This is a genomic window from Corynebacterium sp. CCUG 65737 (assembly GCF_024454115.1).
Taxonomy (GTDB): domain Bacteria; phylum Actinomycetota; class Actinomycetes; order Mycobacteriales; family Mycobacteriaceae; genus Corynebacterium; species Corynebacterium genitalium.
In genome coordinates this window covers 1-18,550 of record NZ_JAGPZB010000010.1, presented here as the reverse complement: position 1 = coordinate 18,550, position 18,550 = coordinate 1, and the positions used below count along the sequence as shown (strand labels likewise).

Genomic DNA, 18,550 nt, shown 5'->3' with positions numbered 1-18,550 from the left:
CCCGCTTCGAATCGTTTAACGCTATATAAGCACTACATTTTAGATTGAAATCTGCCGTACCGCTGGTTTCTACCTGCAGGGGCAACGAACTCTCGCTGCCCCTGCAATCTATTGAACGGATTAGGTGCCTACTTATGCCCGTCTGTTCGGACAGGGTCTAGATAGTCACCTGGCGGGACTTGATGTTCTCCAGCTGCTTGCGCTCGTCGGCGGTGAGCTGGGCGGAATTGGTGTACTCCTTCTCAATCGCCGCATTCACTGCCGCCAATGCCTCACCGTAGGAGTCAGCGACAACGGACGGGTCCAGGTCGAACACCGGCACGAGCAGGCCGTGGGTGCGGAAAGTTCCGGCGAACTTGGTGCCCTCGCCCAGGTTCAGCTCGCCGCGGGCGGCGATGCGGGCCAGGGCGTTGAGCATGGCGCGCTCGTCATCTTCCGGGCGGACCCAGCGGATGTGGGCCTTGCCACCGCCGGGGTTGACCCACCAGACCGAACCCGGAACGTCGGCAGCGACCTTGGTGGACGGCATGATCGCGTCGTTTGCCCGCTGCAGTGCCTGCTGGATCTGCATGTTCATGCCGGCGCCGGAGGGGAACCACCAGTTGAAGTCGGAGTGCTCGGTGATGTCGAGGTCAGTAGAAGCGTCGATAAGCGAAGTCAGCTCCGGCTGCGAACCGTCTGCTGCCGTGGAACCGAGCGTCTCACCCGGCTGCGCGTTGACTACCCAGTTCAGGGCGTACGCGAGGTCACGGGCGGGGTTGCCGGAGTGGGACTGGACCTGGAGAGCGACGAGACGCTCAGCGCCCTCATCCTCGGAGCGGACCAACGCGGCGCCAGCGCCCGGCAGCACAGTGGCCAGCGTGACCGGAGTACCGTTCACATCCAGTTTCGCGGTGGCGGCGGGCACGAACTCCTGCAGTGCGACCAGATCGGTCTCAGCGGCGAAGTCCTTGTACGGGCGGGGGTCACCTGCCAGGGCTTCGCGCTCGGCGGCGCGGGCAGCGAGCTTGGCCTGACGGCGGCTCATGCCCTCCGGCAGGTCTTGGTCCTTCTTGCGGTTCTTCTTGGCCATGCGGCTTAGTCTAACTACCCGACGGCTGCCGGCGTGACCGGGTTGCGCTTGAACGTGTCCACGGCGAGCTGCGGCAAGTCGGTAGCGAAGACGTCCACACCGTTCTCACGGCACCACAGCATTTCCTTCGGCAGGTTCACCGTCCAGGTGTAGGTGCGTAAGCCCCGGAAACCGAGCAGCTCCGGCTTGCCCTGCAGGTGGGCCAGGGCCGGGCCGACACCGTAGGGGCGAGAAAACATGGTGTTGTTCTTGTTCCACTTCCGCTCGAACAGGCGGAACAGGTAGAAAGTCTCCAGGTCCGGCACGGCCTGGGCGAAGTAGCGCATCGCCGCGTGAGAGAAAGAGATGAGGTGGATCCGCGGGTCTTCCTTCATCCCGCGGTGCCACAGGGTGCGCACGGTTTGCTCGTCTACCTCGGGGCCGTAGCGGGTGGGGTGCTTTGTCTCGATGTAGAAATGCTTATCGGGATAGTCGGCGAGGAGGTCAAGAAGCTCGTCGAGAAGCAAAATTTGCTGCGGGTCTTCTTTGGTGCCGAAGTTGAACTGGCGCAGCTCATCGAAGTCCATTTTAGCCACGCGCCCCGCGCCGGTGGAGGTGCGGTTGATGAAGTTGTCGTGGTGGACAACCAGTTTGCCGTCGCGGGTGAGGCGCACGTCGGCTTCGATGCCGTGCACCCCGTCGAGCTTGAGTGCTTCTTCGAACGCCCGGAGCGTGGATTCGGGGTAGAGCCCGCTCATGCCGCGGTGGGCGACAATCTTCGGGTCATTATTAACGGGCATCAGAGCTGTGTCAGTGACGGTGGTCAAAAGGGTCTCCCAGCGAACGCAACGTATACCACTGGAAGACAATAGGCCTCCGCGCGCTGTGAGCGAACCCCCAGACGGTTGATTACCGCAAAGATTACTGAGAGTTCACCTCGAGTTAGTATCTTTTGTCACAATGGACCGCATGATGGTTGAGCCACTCAAGGATTCTCTCGGGTCCTTCCGCGACCGCCTCACGTCGACGGTGAAGGAGCTGTGGCCGCGCCGCAACCACGCGGTGCGTGTCCCGATTTATGCAGTTCAGATCCTCGCGGACCTCACGCCGGTGGTCCGCATGGCGGGTCTGCGCCGCCTGCCGGACAACTTCGCCACGGGCATCATCGGGGCCGAAGCCGCGACGTGGTTGGCCATTTCTCCATCTCTTTTGCCTCACCCATGGTGGGTGACCGCAGCTAATGTTGCGGGCTGCCAGGCAGCCGGACACTCGGTTGGTGTCGGGCTGGCGAATTTCGTGGCCAACGCCAGCGAGCCGGTCGGCTGGCAGGCTCCGCGCCGCTTCCGCCAGCGCACCGCGGTGCCAGTGCAGCTGGTCATGGGCGCAGCTACGGTCATCGCGTACGCGACCGCTGCTTATCGACGTCCCGAGCACGAAAGCCTCGTAGAAAACGAGACCAAGCTTGGACCGCTGCAGACCTTGGCTGGCATTGGTGTCGGCTCCATCGGTTATGGCGTGCTGTTGCTGGTTGGTGAAGGCATCCAGGTCACCGTGGATCAGCTGAACAAGGAATTCGGCCGTGTTCTGCCGTCCGTGGCGTCGTGGCCGCTGGCGATCGTCGCCTTGGGCGCGGCCGGCCTGCTGCTCACCGACAAGGTGGTCGTCCGCGCTGTGCTGAGCAAGGCCTACCAGAACGCCGACGAGCTCAACCGCGAATTCCTCCCCGGCGCGACCAAGCCGCGGGAGAAGGAACGCTCCGGCTCTCCGGCCTCTCTTGAACGTTGGAAGTACCTGGGCCGCCAAGGCCGCGCCGTCGTTGCGGGCGGGCCGCGCTCGGCTGATCTGAAGAAGGTGCTCGGCGGCGAAGTGAAGGAACCGATCCGCATCTTCATCGGTTTGAAGGACCGCTCGCCGGAGGAGCAAGCCAAGATGGTGCTGCGCGAGATGGACCGCACTGATGCGTGGTCGCGGAAGTCCATTGCTGTGATGTCCTCGGCCGGCACGGGCTGGATCAATGACTTCCACACCTCCGGGTTCGAGTTCTTGAACCGCGGTGACAGCGCCATCGTGGCGATTCAGTACTCGTTCATGCCGTCGGCCTACTCCTACGCGTCTGACCGCGAGGTGCCGGTGCGCAGCGCGAAGATTCTCATTGGCGCGGTCAAGGAGCGTATCGACGCCATGCCGGAAGACGAGCGGCCGAAGCTCTACCTCGGCGGCGAATCGCTCGGCGCCTACGGGCTTGCCGACGCTTTTGAGAACCTCGAGGAGTTCCGTGCCAATGTCGACGGCGGCGTATTCACCGGTGCACCTGGCTTTACCAAGACCCATGCTCAGCTGACCCAGAACCGCGACGAAGGTTCCCCGCAGCGCGTACCTGTAGTCGACGGTGGTCGCAGCGTGCGCTTCACCGCCCACCCCGACCACCTGGAGAAGACATTCGACGGTTCCGACTACGACAACGAGTGGGAGTTCCCCCGCGCCGTCTTCGCCCAGCACGCGTCCGACCCGATTGTCTGGTGGGATCTGACGCTGCTGTTCAAGGCGCCCGACTGGTTGAAGGAGCCCGGTTCCCGCGGCGAGCGCGCACCGGAAGCCATGCACGTGGATACCCTGCAAAACATGCGCTGGGTGCCGTTCATCACCTGGTGGCAGATCGGTGTGGACCAGTTGACCTCCCAGGACCCGCCCGGTGGCCACGGCCACCAGTACCACGATGAGACCGTGGCCTACTGGAACGCTGTCTTGGATGCCGGCTTCTCTGACGAGGAGCTGGCGGCGATTTCCGAGTGGATCCACAAGGACTCCACCCGCATCCGTGCCACCTCTGCCTCCGCGGCGAAGGAAGGTGCCCGCCAGGCTGCCGAGTCGGCGCGGCAGGCGTTCACGGATGTCTCTGGCGCGCCGAGCTAAAGGCGCTAACTAGATTCCGCAGGCGACGCCCGTGGAGTGGTGCGGGCAGTAGCCGTTCGGAACTTTGTGCAGGTACTGCTGGTGCTCGTCTTCGGCGAGGTAATAGTCCTGCCCGGCCGCGACCTCTGTGGTGATGGCGCCGAAGCCGGCCTGCTCGAGCTGTTTGCCGTATTCGGTCACCCATTGGCGGGTCTGCTCCGCCTCTTCTTCAGTATCGGTGTAGAACGCGGAGCGGTATTGGGTGCCCACGTCATTTCCCTGGCGGTAGCCCTGCGTCGGGTCATGCGCCTCGAGCGCCATTCTGACCAGTTCCTTCAGGCTGATCTGCTCCGGGTCGTAGACCACCTCGACCAGCTCGACGTGGTTGGTGGCCCCACTGTACACTTCGCGGTAGGTCGGGTTCGGGGTCACGCCGCCGCCGTAGCCGACGGACGTGGACTCCACACCGGGGGTCTCCCAGTACATTTTCTCTGCACCCCAGAAGCAGCCGATGCCGATGAACAGGCGTTTCTGTCCCTCACGCCACGGGCCGGTGATCGGCGTGCCCAGCACAGCGTGCGGGCGCGGGTTGTTCAGGACCGGGTCCGGGCGGCCGGGCAGAGCCCGTTCCGGGTCGGTGAGTTCAGGGGTGCGTCCGAAGAAGAATGCCATGTCTTTCATAACGGCCGTGTGCCGCGGAAGATTCCCGCCCAGCTACTTTCGGGAGTGGCGAGCGACACGTGCCCTGTTGCCGCACGTGTTGCTGCACCACTGTTGTCCACTCCTCAGTTGGGTGAAATAGAGAACGCAATGAGGCCCGTCGCACTTTCGCAGTCTGGAAAACTCCGGTTCGGTGAGCACATCAACTGCAGACAGGAAGACCTCCGCCAGAAAATCATCTAAACGGTCAGCACCGTGGGCGAGATGCACATCAAAGGTTCCACTTGTTCCGGAGAAACTCGGAGCAATGTTCACTTCTTTCGCGAGGGAATTAAACGCCTTCGCCGCCCGCGGAGAGTCGCCCGCTAGTGCCGCATCGTAAGCTTCCGAGATTTTAACCCTTGCGCTCCTCAGCTGTTCCAGTTGTTCAGCATCGATCCCACCAACGTCCGCAACGCCCAACTCTTGCGACATGGCTCTGAACCAATTCCGCGCCGTTTCCTTGGTTGCCAACGCATCGACTAGCTCCCGGCCGTCATAAAACCGGGAACTAAGGAATCGGGTCGCCGCAGGCTCAAGTGGGCGGACTAGGGCGCCGTCTACTACGTACTGAGTCTTCACTTCACCCTCCTGTCGTGCGGAATCTACCGCTACGCCAAGACTAACGTGAATATAACTAATGACATTCCCATTAATTCCAGTAATGTTGGGATCGCCCTAATGCCCTTGCCATTAATTGGAGATACTATGTTCACTACCGCAGCCCCGCCTCGCCCCCCGATCCGCACCATTGCCGTTTCAACCCTTTCAAGCTGCGCAGCGCTAGGAGTTCTCGCAGCGCTCACTGCCGCCTCAGGGCATCCATGGCTCATTCCTCCCATGGCCGCATCCATGGCCTTGATCATGGGGGTTCCGCATCTCCCCCTTGCTCAGCCACGAAATGTCGTAGGTGGCCAGACCCTCAGCGCATTGGTGGGAGTTCTGGTCGGACTCTTCGGAGATTCCCTATGGCTTGGCGCTTTGGCTGGCGGCTTGGCTCTCGGAGCCATGATGGCCGCCCGCATGCCCCACTCCCCCGCAGCGGCTACTGCTGTCCTCGGAGTGAGCGTGGATACCAACGTGGGTTTCGTTGCCCTCGCACTGTTGGCCGCGGTTGTTCTTGCCGTCGTTGGGCTGGCCGGAAATAGGCTCAACGGAGCTGAGTACCCGAGCTACTTTTGGTGATCGCCCAAACTGGCCCAGACCCCCACCCTGGGAAATTTCCCTATCATGGGCCACGTAAGCCAATCACCCATACGAAAGGTATTAGAACAATGGCTGTTTACACGCTTCCTGACCTGCCGTACGCATACGACGCTCTCGAGCCGCACATCTCCGCTGAGATTATGGAACTGCACCACGACAAGCACCACGCGAACTACGTTGCTGGCGCTAACGCTGCCCTGGAGGCTCTCGAGGAGGAGCGCAACGGCGAGGCTAACCCGGACAAGCTGCGCGCCCTGTCCAAGAACCTGGCGTTCAACCTGGGTGGCCACACCAACCACACCATCTTCTGGCAGAACATGTCCCCGAACGGTGGCGGTGAGCCGACCGGCGAGATCGCTGAGGCCATCAACCGCGACTTCAACTCCTTCGAGGCTTTCCAGAAGCAGTTCGAGGGCGTTGCAACCTCCATCCACGGTTCCGGCTGGGCTGTGCTGGGCTACGACCACATTGCTGGTCGCCTGATCATCCAGCAGCTGACCGACCAGCAGGGCAACATTTCCGTTGACTTCACCCCGCTGCTCATGCTGGACATGTGGGAGCACGCGTTCTACCTGCAGTACAAGAACGTCAAGGCTGACTACGCCAAGGCATTCTGGAACGTTGTCAACTGGGAGGACGTCGCCGAGCGTTACGCTAAGGCCTCCGCCTAACCATCGCTTGACTGCTTGAAGCGCGAAAGTCGCTTCAAGCTGAAAGGGACCGCCACTACCCAGAAAGTGGCGGTCCCTTCACGCATTCCCGGGGCTGGAGGTGCCTGGGTGCGTAACCTGATTTTCGCAACGAGATCGGCGGAGTTCCGAACTCGCCTTTCACTATAAGTAAGGCTGACCTAAACAAGCAAGGTTTATGCAACATTAAATGCGCTTAATTGCTTATCGACGCCCTGACCTGCCCGGATTAGACCCCTCGGGCGAAGAGTAGTTGGATAGGAGCTATGGCACCCGACAGACAAGCAGGCATACGCAAAGGCACACCGGAGTACCGGCGCGCCTCGTTCGCGCTGCTGTTCGCGGGACTCGCCATCTTCAACTCGCTCTACGCCACGCAGGCTCTGCTGCCCACCTTGACTGACGAGCTCGGCATGACCGAGGGCCAAGCAGCTCTGACGGTCTCGGCAACAACCGGCGGACTGGCGCTCTGCGTCGTGCCAGCGTCGATCCTTTCGGAACGGTTCGGCCGCGGCAGGGTGCTCATCATTTCAGCGTTGCTCGCCACCACGCTCGGGCTTGCTTTGCCATTGGCGCAAACAGGCGGGCAGCTCATCGCGATGCGCTTTATCCAGGGTTGCCTCATCGCCGGCACCCCGGCAGTGGCGATGACGTGGATCTCGGAGGAAATCGCTGCCGAGGACTCCGCCGGAGCGATGGGGCTGTACGTGGCAGGCAACTCGATCGGCGGGCTGATCGGTCGCCTTGTCCCCGCGTTCACCTTAGAGGTCGCAGGCTGGCGCACCGCCCTGTTCGCCGGGGCGGTCACGGCTCTGACGTTCGCGTGCATCATGTGGGCACTGCTGCCTAACCAGAAGCAGTTCGAGCCGAAACCGCTGCACTTCTCCAGCGAGGCGACAGCTATCGCCCGCCACCTCACCGACTGGCGCCTCGTGGCCCTCTACGCCTGCGCGTTTTTGGGCATGGGCATGTTCGTCTCCGTCTACAACATGTTCGGCTTCCGGGCGATCGAGCACTTCGGGCTCCCGCCGGCGCTGGCAGGGCTCGTCTACGTGATGTATTTGTCGGGCACATGGTCGTCGGCACGCGCGGGCAACTACGTGCAGCGCGCCGGGCGCGGCCGGGTCATGGTGATCACCGCGGGGCTCATGCTCATCGGCGCGCTCATCCTCATCAGCCCGAACCTGTGGGTCACGCTCGTCGGGTTGCTGCTGTTTACGGCCAGCTTCTTCGCCATGCACTCGGTGGCGTCCGGTTGGGTGGGCCAAGTGGCAACTCGCGACCGGGCGGAAGCCTCGAGCGGGTACGTGTTCTTCTACTACGTCGGATCGTCGGCACTCGGCGCGTTGACGGGCTGGCTCTTCCAGTACCTCGACTGGCCGAGCTTCATCGGGGTCGTCGCTGGATTCCTCGTGGCGCTCACGGCGATCGCAGTGTGGCTCGCGCTCACAGTGAAGAAAGGCGCGGCACCCCGGGCGCACCAGCCATAAGCATCCGTCGCACGGCGGCAGTGGCACGGCAATCGTCCTCGTTATAGCGCTCCAGCGCCGCCCGCGCGGACATGTTCCCGGCGCGCGCTTCACGGCGCAGCGCCACTGACTCTTCCCCGTCCACATCGCCGGCCCATTCGTACCCGGCAATGGGCGCGACCACTTTCAGCCCTAGCCCGTCCGTGCCCACCAGCAGGCGGCGCACCCATGTGAACACGTCGACCCACTCGTCGGAAGCAATGAAGTCGCGGACTTCGTTTTCGCTTATCGACGCAAACCGCCGCGCCGACCCCATCAACCAGTGGTTCTCCCCACCCGCCGCGTAGCAATACGCCCGGAATGTCTTGCCTTCAGCGTGAGCGGCCGCGCGCAGGCCCATGAGCCAGCTCCAGAACGCCGCGAAGTTCTCTTCCTCGGCCACGGAATCCGGGCCGACCTCTTCCCACGTAGAAAAGGCGCGATACGTTTGACCGTCGAACGCGCCCCACAGATAGGCGCCCTGGTCGAGGTAGGCCTCCATGTCGATGTCCACTTCGACATCAGCTCGCAGTTCTGCAGGCGGGGCGAAGTCGTCGCGAGCGAGGACGGGGATCCCGGCGCGCCACGCGCGGGCGATCTGGGAGGACTCGCCAAGATCAGCATCCATGACGGCCTGGACTGTCTCCAAGCCTTTAAGACGCAGCGGTTCGGCGCGCTGACCGGGAAAGACGAGCGAGATATCGTCCATTGCGAGCAGCTCCGGCTCGCAGAGTTCCCAGAACCGGCAGGTCGCGCACTGTTTCAGGCGCACTGGACGATCGGGCGTGGGCAAAGCAAGAGCAGTGCGGAGCGCCTCCTCATAGCGGGTCACATCAGTGAGGTAGGCCCGTTCGCGATCCTGGCCGACGGCGGCGGCCTGCCCGCTGGCGTAACCGAGGTCGTCAAGCAGTATGTGCGCGAGCGCAGCGCGGTAGCCGTCGATAGTGTGATGGCGCAGCTTCGCACCGACCTCGAGGGGCTTACCCAGCCCTAACCGGCGCGTGGGGATGAACCGTAGCGTCGCCGAAGGGCTCGACCGGGCGACGCGGTGGTTGGAAATCACCACGGGCAGATAGGTCCCGTCCTCCAGGCGGGCGAGGATGTCGATCTCCGCCACCACCGGCACCCCGTCGATCGTCCCGGTCAAAGCGCCGTTCGTGATCAAGGTCGCTCCTTTGGCCAGCACTGCGCGGGTGTGACCTTCTGCCGCGAAAACATCTGCGGCGGGATCAATGTCCACGCGCGAGAAGGGTTTGCGGCGGCCATCCCCCATGGCTCTTCGGACAGGCAGGAGGGTGAATGCGGCGGCGCGTCCGGCGTCGATAAGCGGCTGGCGGCGCTCCGCCTCAGGCAGCGGCGGAATCTCGGGGTGGGCGATGCGCTGGCGCAGGCGGTAACGGCAACCGACAAGGTCACTCGCCCGCACCAAAGACGTTTCCTCGCTCACGGAAACCAAGCCTAACGGCCAGAGATGGGTAAAGTTGAACCGGACAAGTTATTTAAGGAGATACTCATGGGACTGTTCGAAACCATCCGCAAATCCCGCGCGAAGACCAAGGCTGAAATCAAGGCCGCTGAGGCGAAGGCGCGCCAGCTGGCTAAGGAAGAAGCCAAAAACGACAAGCAAATGGCCAAGCTGCTGGACAAGGCTGAAAAGCGCCTGCTGAAAGAGGAAAAGCAGGGCCTGAAGCGCAAGCGCAAGCACGAGCAGAATCTGGCCAAGAACGAGCTGAAGAAGATCCAGGAGTCCGGCCTGACCAAGAAGAAGGCCAAGCAGTGGGTCGGTGCGTCGCGCATTTTGCTGCCGATCCTCATCCCGCTCGCTTACCGCGCACTGACCACCTACCAGCAGAACAAGGTCAACGACCGCGCACGTGCCGCTGGCCTGACCGCCAACGCGATGGCGCGTTTTTCCACCCAGGGCGCTGAGCTCAAGGGCCGCGTGCAGGCGATCCGTTCGCAGGCGCAGAATAACGACGCGCTCAAGGACGACTTCCGCCGCGATGTCGAGGTGCGTTGCGACGAGATCGAGGCCGCCGTCAACAATGTCGAGCAGATGAACGACGCGCAGCGCCGCCTGGCTCACGAGACGATCGACCGCGACATCAACAAACTGACCGCGGAGATCCAGGAAAAGACCCTCCGCTAATCCCTGCTGTAACGAGCTTGCGAGTTACAGCACTCCCTGTTCGCGCGCCGATGCCACTGCTGAGGTGCGCGAGCGCACGCCCAGCTTGTCGTAGATGTGGACGAGGTGGGACTTCACGGTCGCCTCTGACAGCATGAGGCGTTGGCCAATCTCGCGGTTCGAGGAGCCCCCGGCTACAAGCTGAAGCACCTCGAGTTCACGCGGAGTGAGTGAGGAGCGCGGCGTGCGGTCGCGGGTTTGCAACCGGTCGCGCACCATCGGGGACATGGCCTGGTCGCCTCTGGCGGTGGAGCGCACAGCGGCCAGCAGCTCGGCGGGCGGGGCATCTTTGAGCAGGTAGCCGACAGCACCGGCTTCAATCGCGCCGAGAATGTCCACGTCGGTGTCGTAGTTGGTCACCACGAGAACTTTCGGCGGGTTCTCCATGGAGGCGCGGATCTCGCGGGTGGCTTCCGCGCCCGTGGTCACCCGTGCCCCCTGCGCGCCTGCGCCGAAGCGCAGGTCCATGAGGATGACATCGATTCCACCTGCCTGAGCTGTGGCGATAGCTCCTTCAGCAGTCGCCACCTCCCCCACGACGATGATGTCGTCAGCCTCTTCCAGGATGGCGCGCAGGCCAAGGCGGACGATCTCGTGGTCGTCGGCAAGCAAGACACGAATCATTCTTCCTCCTCAATCTTTCGATTGATAGTATCACCGTCGGGCACCACGATCGACAATGCCGTGGAGCCTGACGGCGCGGACTCGATGATGAGCTCTCCGCCCAACTCCCGGGCACGGGTGCGCATTGCGTCGAGCCCGAGGTGGCCGAGCCCGCTGGGACGCTCCGGCAGCGCATCCACATCGAACCCCTGACCATTATCGACGACGTCTAGCCGCACCTCATCCGGCGCGAACGTCAGCGTCACCCGCGCCATCGATGCGCCCGAATGCTTGACGACGTTACCCACCGCCCCCTGCGCAATCCGCAACAGGCCCGCCTCCACGCGCATCGGCAGCTGACGCGGCTGACCGTCTACGTCGACGGTAATGTCCATCTCCCCGGCCTGCGCGAACGATCCCGCGATCCGTTCCAGCGCCTCCGGCAGCGAGGTCTCCGACAGCGGCGCCGGCGTGAGCGCCGCGATCATCGCGCGTGTTTCCGCCAGGTTGTCCGACGCAGAATGTCGAGCCACTTCGATGCGGCGCAGCGGGCTGGCAAGTTCCTCGCGCTCAAGCCCGGTGCTCATCAGATCGCGTTCAGCGGCGTGCAGCAGCATTTGGATACTCGACAGCGACTGTGCCACCGTGTCATGAATCTCGTGCGCGAGACGCTGGCGCTCCTGAACCACGCCCGCCTCGCGCTCTTTGAGTGCGAGTGCTTCTTGCGTATCGACGAGTTCTTGGATGAGCGCCTCCCTTTCCGCACTCACCCGGGCAATGACCTTGAACGCGTACGTGATCATGATGACCACCAGCGCCGAGACGGTGGGACCCATCACCCCGCCGAGGGTGAGCCCATCCGGGATTTGCACGAGAATGGAGATCGCCAACACCCCGACGACGCCAACCACGCCGTACCAGCCATTGAACGCGCGCATGAACAGGAAGAACAGGATGAACACCCAGTAGACGGCCACCGGGGTTAAGAACATCGCCGCGACCCACACGGCCGTCAGCGCGAGCATCCACAGCACCCGCGCGATGGCGTTCCAGCGGCGCATCTGCAACGCGCCGAACGAGTAGATCCCGCCGAAGGTGATGATGAGCAAAACCAGGGTCACCGCCTGGCTTATGTGCATGCGGAACACCCCGCCCAGGGAGACCAGTAGCAACGCCACTGTCAGCGCGGCGATGCCCGTGTCCAGGGCGCGGTTGTCCGGCAGCCCGGCGACCCGGTCGGGCCGACCGCTTTCCGCAGATACCGTGGAGACCATGCGCAAGAGCGTACCCCGAGCTTCCACGGTTCTAGCCTTAGAATGATGCACATGACATCCCGTCGCGTGCTGGCGGCCATTCTCGCCGTGATTCCCCTTCTTCTTGTAGGCTGCTCCGAGTCCGGCGACGCCGCGTCTGAGCGCGTCACGGTCGAGGTGCCCACCACCGTGACCGTCACTGCCGACCCGACAGACCTTCCGTCTTCCTTCACCCACTACGTGGCCCTGGGCGACTCGTATGCTGCGATGGGGTCCGCCTCCGGTCCATTCGTCGGCCCCGCCTTCTGCGCCCGCAGCGAAGACAACTACCCGCACGAGCTGGCGAAACTCTACAGCGGCATCAACGCCAAACGCGGCTTCACTGACGCGACCTGCCAGGGCTCCACCACCGACCACATCCTGGCCGACCGCGACATCACCGGCGCAGACATCCCCGCCCCCGTCCTCGACGCAGAGGTCAAAGACACCGCAACGGGTTCGGCGACGGTGACGGAAAGTCCGTCGACAAGCGCTGCGACGTCGACAAGCAGCATGAGTTCTCCCACCACGACCGAGGATGCTGGCGCAAGCACCATCACCGCCCAGATTGAATCCCTCGAACCGGATACGGACCTGATCACGCTGTCGATCGGCGGCAACGACATTCACTTCGGGCCGTGGAGCCGCTGCATCACAGGCATGGTCGAGGACCGCGGCGAGGCAGACTGCGACGAGGGGCTTTACGACGACACCGCCCGCGCCCTAGTCGACCTGCCGAAACGCCTCGACGCGATCTACGCACGCATCAACGAAAAGGCACCGGACGCGACGATCATCACGACCGGTTACATGCCGCTGCTGTCCATGGAGGATGATTGCGAGCGCACAGCGGATCTGCCCAGCGGCACGTTGAACTGGGCGGCTGGGTTGACCGTGACCATGAACGCGATGGTGCGCGATGCCGCAGTCCGCAACGGCGCACTGTTTGTCATGCCACCGAACGCGGATTTCCACTCCGTCTGCGCGCCGGCCAGCGAGCGCTGGACCGACCTGACCGGTGAGGAAACCGACTCCTTTGCCGTGCACCCGACACCGACCGGGCAGAAACAAATGGCCGAAGCGATCGCGGATGTCTTGGCGAAACTGTAGTTCACCAATGCACCGAAGTTTTAGGAGCCGTCGTGGGCATGGCCTAAAATCAACCCTCGGTACGTAGAGGAGAGTGAGGCATGCTCGAAGCGTTCGTCTACCCGGTGTCCGCGGTGATGAAGCTGTGGCACTGGCTGCTGGCGGATGTGTTCAACGTGGCTCCCGACACAGCGTGGGTGCTGTCAATCTGCCTTCTCGTGCTCACCGTGCGCGGTCTGCTGGTCCCGTCCTATTGGTCGACGTTCAAATCCAGCCGCAAGATGCTCATGATGCGGCCTGAGCAAATCGCGCTCGAAGAACGCTACGGCGCCTCCCTAAAGCCAGACGACATCACAGCGCACGAGAAGGCGCTGAAGGAGCTGAATAAGGAGTACGGGTACAACCCGCTGTCCGGCTGCATCCCGCCGCTGGTGCAGCTGCCGTTCATTTTGGGCCTGTACCGCCTACTCATCTGGATGTCCGTCCCCGAGAACGGCCGCACGGGCAGCGACATCGGCCTGCTCAACCCTGATGACATTGCCGGCTTCCTCGAAGCGTCCTTCCTTGGCGTGCCGCTGCCGGCGTACGTGTCCATGAGCCAGGAGCAGTTCGCGGCGCTGGGCACTACCGGCGACGACGTGCGCGCAGTGGCCATTCCGCTGCTCATCTTCGCGATCATCTTCACCACCTTCAACATGTTCGTCTCCCAGCTGCGCAGCCGCGTGCACATGGACTGGAACGAACGCATGGCCGTACGCATCTACGACTTGATGTGGTGGCTCATGCTGCTGATACCCGTCATGCTCGGTTTCGTGGGCATGACCGGTCTGATCCCCATTGCGTTGTTGATGTACTGGTTCATCAGCAACCTGTGGACCCTGTGCCAGACAGCGATCATGTGGTACCTGCTTACCCGCAAGTACCCGCTCGAGCCGCACCACCTTGACCACGTCGAGGAAGCCCGCGCCGACGCGCAGAATAAAGAGGCGAAGCGCTCCCGCCGCAGCCGCAACCTGCAGGCACTCGCCCACCCGTCGACGCTCCCGGAGGTCCGCCGCACCATCAAGGCAGAAAAGCAGGCGGAGAAGCAGGCACTCAAGGATAAAAAAGCGGAAAAGAAGAACCTGAAGAAGGAAAAGAGCAAAGTCCGCTCCGACATGCGCAAAGCAGAGATGGAGGAGCGGAAGAAAGCACGCGACGAGGCGAAGACTAGATCGAATAGTCAGCCGGAGGAGCCGACAGCATCTGACGCGCCAGATCCCGACCAGTGATCAGCGGCGCTACAGTGCGGCTCACGCGCGCACCCGTCATCCCGCCGTCAAGGAAGATGAGCAGCTGGTTCGCCTGCGCTTCCGAGGGGTAACCGTTCTTCCGGTTGAGCAGCTCCGTCATTGTGGAGTGCATCCAGCGGCGGTGCTCCAAGCACGCGGCGACAATGTCGCGTTCCGACTCTGTCTCCGGGCGCGGATACTCGGCAGCGGCGTTGAGAAACGGTGAGCCGCGGAAATCCTTCTCCGGCTCCTCCTCGATCGCCATGTCGAAGAAGGCGAGAATTTTCTCGTCGGCATCGATCATCATTGAGGTGCGCTCGACCCAGCGATCACGGAACTGTGAATCAAGCCGTTCAATGTACGCGATGACCAGGTTATCCTTCGACCCCAGCAGCGAGTACAGCGATGCCTTCGCCACATCCGCCTCACGCAGGATGCGGTCGATGCCGATGACGCGGATGCCCTCTTCAGTGAACAATTTTGTGGCGGCATCGAGCAGGCGCTGACGGGGACTGGGCCTGTTGCGGCGACGCGATGCCGGCTGTTTCTTGCTCACCTAACTCAATATAGACAAACCGGTACGTCCATTCAAAGGTTTGGTGGCAGGATTTGGTGCTTCAGGCACGAAAAAGCTCCCGCCCAACCGGACGGGAGCACATTCTTTCTTACGGGTGATTAGCGGCGACGACCCATGATCATGTTCACGATCCACAGGACGATAACCGCACCGATGATGCAGGTGAACATGGAGAAGATCCAGTTACCGCCGGCAACATCAACGCCGAACAGCGACAGAACCCAACCACCAACGAGACCACCGACCACACCGGCAGCGATGTTGGCGAAGATGCCCATGGAAGCGTCACGCTTCATGATCATGGATGCGATCCAACCAGCAATACCACCGATAACGATCCAACCGAGAAAACCGAGTGTAGGGGTCATGAAAAATTCCTCTCTAACAAATTCCTAAACTTTCCACTTCCTATTATGCCCAAAGAAACCGAACCGTGGGCAACAGTAGGCCCACGGTTCCATAACGGTTCGGCTGCCATTGCAACCTTTTGCCTGTTTACTTTGGTAGTTTCTCCGGGCGCACGACCATCATCGGGCAGGGCGCGGCCTGCAGCAACGCCCGCGAGGTGGAGCCGAGCAGCATGCCCTTGAAGCCGCCGCGGCCGTGGGAACCGGTGATGAGCAGCTGGGCGCCCTGCGCCTGCTCCACCAGAGCGCGCACCGGCCGGTCGCGGGTGACCACCTTGCGCACCGTGACATTGGGGAACTCAGTAGAGAAGGAGGACAGCGCGTCCTCGAGCTTCTGCGCGCGCTGCTGATCCACCTGTTGCAATTGATCCTCCGTGACGATCGCGCCGGCGGCTGGGGAGGAATTATCCATGTAGGTATGCACGGCGACGAGCTCGGCACCGCGGGCCTGCGCCTCCTCGAAGGCGACCTGAGTAGCCTTAACGGAGACCTCGGAGCCGTCGACACCGACGACAACCGGGCCGTACTTGGTATCTTCCGTCACCGCGTTGTCATCGCGCACGACCACGACCGGGCACGAAGCGTGAGACACGACTGCGGCGGAGACTGACCCCAGCACCATGCCGGAAAGTCCGCCCAAACCGCGGGAACCCATGACGATCATCGTGGATTCCTTCGACAGATCTAGCAGCATGTCGATCGGGGATCCCTCCGCAACCGTGTGCCCGATCTTGATGTCGGGAGCGACCTCGAGAGCAATGTCGCGGGCATCTGCGATCTTGCGCAGACATTCGTTCTGCAGATCGTCGTACAGCTCCTGCGGGGGCACCATGCCTTCGGCGTAGAGGAACTGCGGCATGGTGTACGAGGACGCGAGACGCAGCGGAACGCCGCGCTTGTTAGCGGTGTTGGCCGCCCAACGGACGGCATTGTTCGACGGTTCGCCGCCATCAACAGCGACGACAACCATATCTTCACGGCTCATGAGGGTGCCTTTCCTCGTTCTTATCTGACACCCCCATCATACCGCCGCGGGGGTCGGTCTACTTGGGGATTTCGATCGGACGAGCCGGTTCCGCGTTAGCCGGGAAGAGGATGGTGTAGATCGTCCACAGGACATCCTTGATCGTCTTGCCGATACCTTCGCTGAAGAAAGCCGTCAGTTGGCCCAGAATTGCATCAATATTCATGGGGAATAAGTTAGTACATGTGACAGAAGTTGGAAAGAGGAACCGTAAACCTTTACCTCCGCGTGATGGACTCGGCGCGACGCGAGCGCGTGTTCCGGACGGTGAGCCGAGGGTCGCCCGGGACTTCATTTGGCATCTCGTGTCCACACAGCGCCACCGCCACCCGCTTGACGACGAGTCCGCCGTGACATCCCGCTTCACCGCGGGCGAGGTCGTGCTTATCGACGGCACCCCCCTCAGCCCCAGTGACCTAGTACCGCCAGGAACGGACGTCTTTTTCTACCGGCGCCCCGCCCCGGAGCCGCGCGTGCCGTTCGAAGTAACTGTCGTCTACGAAGACGACGCCATCATGGTGGTGAACAAGCCTCCGTTCCTGGCCACCATGCCCCGGGCATCACACATCACCGAAAACGCGACGGTGCGCTTACGCCGTTCGACGGGAAACGAAGAACTCACGCCGGCGCACCGCCTCGACCGCATGACGTCCGGCCTTCTCTTATTCACCAAGAAGGCCTCCGTGCGGGGCGCTTACCAGCAACTCTTCGCGTCGTGGGCGGTCGCCAAACTTTATGAGGCTGTGGCCGACGACATCGGCCCGTCGCTGCCCGCACGTCCATCGGCGAATTCCCCATTGGTATGGGAGCACCACATTGTGAAGCGAGAAGGTGAGCTGGCATCGTCCATCACCGTAGACGCCATCCCGAACTCACTCACATACGTCACAGACATCACTCCGTTGCCAGGAGGTGCTGCGCGATATCTCTTACAGCCGGTAACAGGCCGCACCCATCAGCTCCGAGTGCAGATGCACGCTGCCGGCGCACCCATTCACGGGGACCCTGTCTATCCCGAGCTACTACCAGCGTCTGCTGAAGACTTCTCCCGGCCAATGCTGCTTGCGGCCGTCGGGCTCGCTTTCACCGACCCCCTAACCGGCGTGAAGCGAACCTTCACTGCACCAGGGTTCTCGGGACAAGCGATTCCGGGGCTGAAGCAAAAAGTGGGTGAAGACAGATAGTGCGCCCTGGTACCTAAGCGGTAGAAGCTGACCGTATAAGGGCGGTGGGCAAGCGACGATCAAGGCTGCCGCAACACACTCCGCGTTCCTACGACCCGATGTCCAATTAGTGGGAGCTAGCTTCCGTTACCGGCAGCGAGTTCGTTGTTCCGGTTGTTCCAGTAGCGAAGATATTCAATCAACAAGAAGACGAGCGGAACCGAAGCTGCGGCAGAGATCCACCTGACAATACTGAACGGAAAATCCGAGGACAGGTCGTTGGTGATTCAGCGTGTGCCTTCGGCCCATGCGGAGGACTCTTCGGCCCGTGTGCGCGTGTTATTTGCGGTAGTGTCTGCTTGCGCTGCTACTACGGTGTCGGGTTGTGCCGGGGTGGTGTGTGCGTGTGCTGGGAGTGCGGCTCCGGTGGTGAGAATAGCTGCCATTCCGGTAGCTGCGAGTGTGGTGCGACCCATGATGTTTCCCCCTTTTTTTCACGGTTATGTGGTTCTATCTGTGAAGTCTTCGGGGGAGGAGGAATCGTTACAACCAGCGTGGGTTTAGGCAGACGCGTTTAACCCCCGGGGTGGCGCTGTGTGGCGCCGTTCCTCGGGGGTTGTTTGTGTCTGTATTGAGTTGTTTTTGTTGTTGTTGGTCGGCGGTAACTTACTCTCCCACACCCTCCCGGGTGCAGTACCATCAGCGCGGGTGGGCTTAGCTTCCGGGTTCGGAATGGGACCGGGCGTTTCCCCACCGCTATCAACCACCGACACACCTAATAGGGCTTGTGTGTCATGGTGACCACCACACTTGTGTGTGTGGTGTGGTCGGTTGTTTAGTTATCTGTATCTGTGGCATGTGTGTGGTGTGTCAGATACTGCATAGTGGACG

General features: G+C 62.2%; 19 protein-coding genes and 1 rRNA gene. 8 read left to right on the top strand and 12 right to left on the bottom strand.

Annotated elements, in window-relative coordinates; all coding sequences use genetic code 11:
- Positions 1-157: 157 nt before the first annotated feature.
- Together KBX17_RS08515 and KBX17_RS08510 are read right to left on the bottom strand one after the other, a co-directional pair.
- Complete coding sequence (locus KBX17_RS08515; protein WP_256019386.1) at positions 158-1,072, bottom strand: DUF5926 family protein; 915 nt, start codon at positions 1,070-1,072, stop codon at positions 158-160.
- 14 nt (positions 1,073-1,086) lie between these two features.
- A complete protein-coding gene (locus KBX17_RS08510; RefSeq protein ID WP_256019384.1) occupies positions 1,087-1,878 on the bottom strand; it encodes a glycerophosphodiester phosphodiesterase family protein in 792 nt (263 codons plus the stop codon).
- A gap of 142 nt (positions 1,879-2,020) precedes the next feature.
- Here KBX17_RS08510 and KBX17_RS08505 point away from each other — a divergent pair, with 142 nt between their 5' ends.
- Positions 2,021-3,964 carry an alpha/beta-hydrolase family protein gene (locus KBX17_RS08505; RefSeq protein WP_256019383.1) on the top strand — a complete coding sequence of 648 codons (1,944 nt, stop codon included), beginning with the start codon at positions 2,021-2,023 and terminating at the stop codon, positions 3,962-3,964.
- A 9-nt stretch (positions 3,965-3,973) separates the two neighbouring features.
- Here KBX17_RS08505 and msrA read toward each other — a convergent pair whose 3' ends face one another.
- Together msrA and KBX17_RS11560 are read right to left on the bottom strand one after the other, a co-directional pair.
- Positions 3,974-4,615, bottom strand: a complete 642-nt coding sequence (msrA, locus tag KBX17_RS08500) for a peptide-methionine (S)-S-oxide reductase MsrA (protein WP_256019450.1) — start codon at positions 4,613-4,615, stop codon at positions 3,974-3,976.
- A 42-nt stretch (positions 4,616-4,657) separates the two neighbouring features.
- Positions 4,658-5,224, bottom strand: a complete 567-nt coding sequence (locus KBX17_RS11560; RefSeq protein WP_255998639.1) for an ABATE domain-containing protein — start codon at positions 5,222-5,224, stop codon at positions 4,658-4,660.
- A gap of 258 nt (positions 5,225-5,482) precedes the next feature.
- On the opposite strand from KBX17_RS11560, the gene KBX17_RS08490 reads away from it, so the two are divergent.
- From KBX17_RS08490 to KBX17_RS08480, 3 genes are all read left to right on the top strand, one after another.
- Positions 5,483-5,827, top strand: coding sequence for an HPP family protein (locus KBX17_RS08490; protein WP_256019381.1), 345 nt, complete (start codon positions 5,483-5,485; stop codon positions 5,825-5,827).
- 89 nt (positions 5,828-5,916) lie between these two features.
- Complete coding sequence (locus tag KBX17_RS08485; RefSeq protein WP_005287955.1) at positions 5,917-6,519, top strand: superoxide dismutase; 603 nt, start codon at positions 5,917-5,919, stop codon at positions 6,517-6,519.
- 284 nt (positions 6,520-6,803) lie between these two features.
- Positions 6,804-8,027 carry an MFS transporter gene (locus KBX17_RS08480; protein ID WP_256019380.1) on the top strand — a complete coding sequence of 408 codons (1,224 nt, stop codon included), beginning with the start codon at positions 6,804-6,806 and terminating at the stop codon, positions 8,025-8,027.
- On the opposite strand, the gene KBX17_RS08475 is transcribed toward KBX17_RS08480, so the two are convergent.
- Positions 7,984-9,501, bottom strand: a complete 1,518-nt coding sequence (locus tag KBX17_RS08475) for a TM0106 family RecB-like putative nuclease (protein ID WP_256019378.1) — start codon at positions 9,499-9,501, stop codon at positions 7,984-7,986. The two genes, KBX17_RS08480 and KBX17_RS08475, sit on opposite strands and share 44 nt — an antisense overlap.
- A gap of 57 nt (positions 9,502-9,558) precedes the next feature.
- Here KBX17_RS08475 and KBX17_RS08470 point away from each other — a divergent pair, with 57 nt between their 5' ends.
- The gene (locus tag KBX17_RS08470; protein ID WP_256019377.1) at positions 9,559-10,194 is read left to right on the top strand and encodes a DUF6474 family protein; all 636 of its coding nucleotides are present in this window, start codon (positions 9,559-9,561) and stop codon (positions 10,192-10,194) included.
- A gap of 24 nt (positions 10,195-10,218) precedes the next feature.
- On the opposite strand, the gene KBX17_RS08465 is transcribed toward KBX17_RS08470, so the two are convergent.
- A complete protein-coding gene (locus tag KBX17_RS08465) occupies positions 10,219-10,857 on the bottom strand; it encodes a response regulator transcription factor (protein WP_256019370.1) in 639 nt (212 codons plus the stop codon).
- Positions 10,854-12,110, bottom strand: coding sequence for a sensor histidine kinase (locus KBX17_RS08460; RefSeq protein WP_256019369.1), 1,257 nt, complete (start codon positions 12,108-12,110; stop codon positions 10,854-10,856). The genes KBX17_RS08465 and KBX17_RS08460 overlap by 4 nt, the downstream gene beginning before the upstream one ends.
- Before the next feature lie 51 nt (positions 12,111-12,161).
- Between KBX17_RS08460 and KBX17_RS08455 the strand changes: the two genes are divergently transcribed.
- Positions 12,162-13,238 carry an SGNH/GDSL hydrolase family protein gene (locus KBX17_RS08455; protein WP_256019367.1) on the top strand — a complete coding sequence of 359 codons (1,077 nt, stop codon included), beginning with the start codon at positions 12,162-12,164 and terminating at the stop codon, positions 13,236-13,238.
- An 80-nt stretch (positions 13,239-13,318) separates the two neighbouring features.
- Positions 13,319-14,488: a membrane protein insertase YidC gene (yidC, locus tag KBX17_RS08450; RefSeq protein WP_256019365.1), complete on the top strand. Its 1,170-nt coding sequence runs from the start codon at positions 13,319-13,321 to the stop codon at positions 14,486-14,488.
- Here yidC and KBX17_RS08445 read toward each other — a convergent pair.
- The 4 genes from KBX17_RS08445 to KBX17_RS08430 all read right to left on the bottom strand — a co-directional run bounded on the left by KBX17_RS08445 (position 14,427) and on the right by KBX17_RS08430 (position 16,662).
- On the bottom strand, positions 14,427-15,044 hold the full coding sequence (locus tag KBX17_RS08445) for a TetR/AcrR family transcriptional regulator (RefSeq protein WP_255995828.1): 618 nt from the start codon (positions 15,042-15,044) through the stop codon (positions 14,427-14,429). The genes yidC and KBX17_RS08445 overlap by 62 nt on opposite strands.
- Positions 15,045-15,163: 119 nt before the next feature.
- A complete protein-coding gene (locus KBX17_RS08440) occupies positions 15,164-15,433 on the bottom strand; it encodes a GlsB/YeaQ/YmgE family stress response membrane protein (protein WP_005287926.1) in 270 nt (89 codons plus the stop codon).
- A gap of 127 nt (positions 15,434-15,560) precedes the next feature.
- On the bottom strand, positions 15,561-16,457 hold the full coding sequence (locus KBX17_RS08435; protein ID WP_255995829.1) for a universal stress protein: 897 nt from the start codon (positions 16,455-16,457) through the stop codon (positions 15,561-15,563).
- A 58-nt stretch (positions 16,458-16,515) separates the two neighbouring features.
- Positions 16,516-16,662, bottom strand: coding sequence for a hypothetical protein (locus KBX17_RS08430; RefSeq protein WP_005287921.1), 147 nt, complete (start codon positions 16,660-16,662; stop codon positions 16,516-16,518).
- On the opposite strand from KBX17_RS08430, the gene KBX17_RS08425 reads away from it, so the two are divergent.
- Positions 16,661-17,680: a pseudouridine synthase gene (locus KBX17_RS08425; protein WP_305086246.1), complete on the top strand. Its 1,020-nt coding sequence runs from the start codon at positions 16,661-16,663 to the stop codon at positions 17,678-17,680. The genes KBX17_RS08430 and KBX17_RS08425 overlap by 2 nt on opposite strands.
- A gap of 632 nt (positions 17,681-18,312) precedes the next feature.
- Here KBX17_RS08425 and rrf read toward each other — a convergent pair.
- Positions 18,313-18,430 (bottom strand): 5S ribosomal RNA (gene rrf / locus KBX17_RS08420).
- Positions 18,431-18,550: the final 120 nt, after the last annotated feature.

Coding starts and splice junctions, on each gene's coding strand:
- KBX17_RS08515 (WP_256019386.1), bottom strand. CDS start 1,072: ATGGCCAAGAAGAACCGCAAGAAGGACCAAGACCTGCCGGAGGGCATG.
- KBX17_RS08505 (WP_256019383.1), top strand. CDS start 2,021: ATGATGGTTGAGCCACTCAAGGATTCTCTCGGGTCCTTCCGCGACCGC.
- msrA (WP_256019450.1), bottom strand. CDS start 4,615: ATGGCATTCTTCTTCGGACGCACCCCTGAACTCACCGACCCGGAACGG.
- KBX17_RS08490 (WP_256019381.1), top strand. CDS start 5,483: ATGGCCGCATCCATGGCCTTGATCATGGGGGTTCCGCATCTCCCCCTT.
- KBX17_RS08485 (WP_005287955.1), top strand. CDS start 5,917: ATGGCTGTTTACACGCTTCCTGACCTGCCGTACGCATACGACGCTCTC.
- KBX17_RS08480 (WP_256019380.1), top strand. CDS start 6,804: ATGGCACCCGACAGACAAGCAGGCATACGCAAAGGCACACCGGAGTAC.
- KBX17_RS08470 (WP_256019377.1), top strand. CDS start 9,559: ATGGGACTGTTCGAAACCATCCGCAAATCCCGCGCGAAGACCAAGGCT.
- KBX17_RS08465 (WP_256019370.1), bottom strand. CDS start 10,857: ATGATTCGTGTCTTGCTTGCCGACGACCACGAGATCGTCCGCCTTGGC.
- KBX17_RS08460 (WP_256019369.1), bottom strand. CDS start 12,110: ATGGTCTCCACGGTATCTGCGGAAAGCGGTCGGCCCGACCGGGTCGCC.
- KBX17_RS08455 (WP_256019367.1), top strand. CDS start 12,162: ATGACATCCCGTCGCGTGCTGGCGGCCATTCTCGCCGTGATTCCCCTT.
- yidC (WP_256019365.1), top strand. CDS start 13,319: ATGCTCGAAGCGTTCGTCTACCCGGTGTCCGCGGTGATGAAGCTGTGG.
- KBX17_RS08440 (WP_005287926.1), bottom strand. CDS start 15,433: ATGACCCCTACACTCGGTTTTCTCGGTTGGATCGTTATCGGTGGTATT.
- KBX17_RS08435 (WP_255995829.1), bottom strand. CDS start 16,457: ATGAGCCGTGAAGATATGGTTGTCGTCGCTGTTGATGGCGGCGAACCG.
- KBX17_RS08425 (WP_305086246.1), top strand. CDS start 16,661: ATGGGGAATAAGTTAGTACATGTGACAGAAGTTGGAAAGAGGAACCGT.
- KBX17_RS08430 (WP_005287921.1), bottom strand. CDS start 16,662: ATGAATATTGATGCAATTCTGGGCCAACTGACGGCTTTCTTCAGCGAA.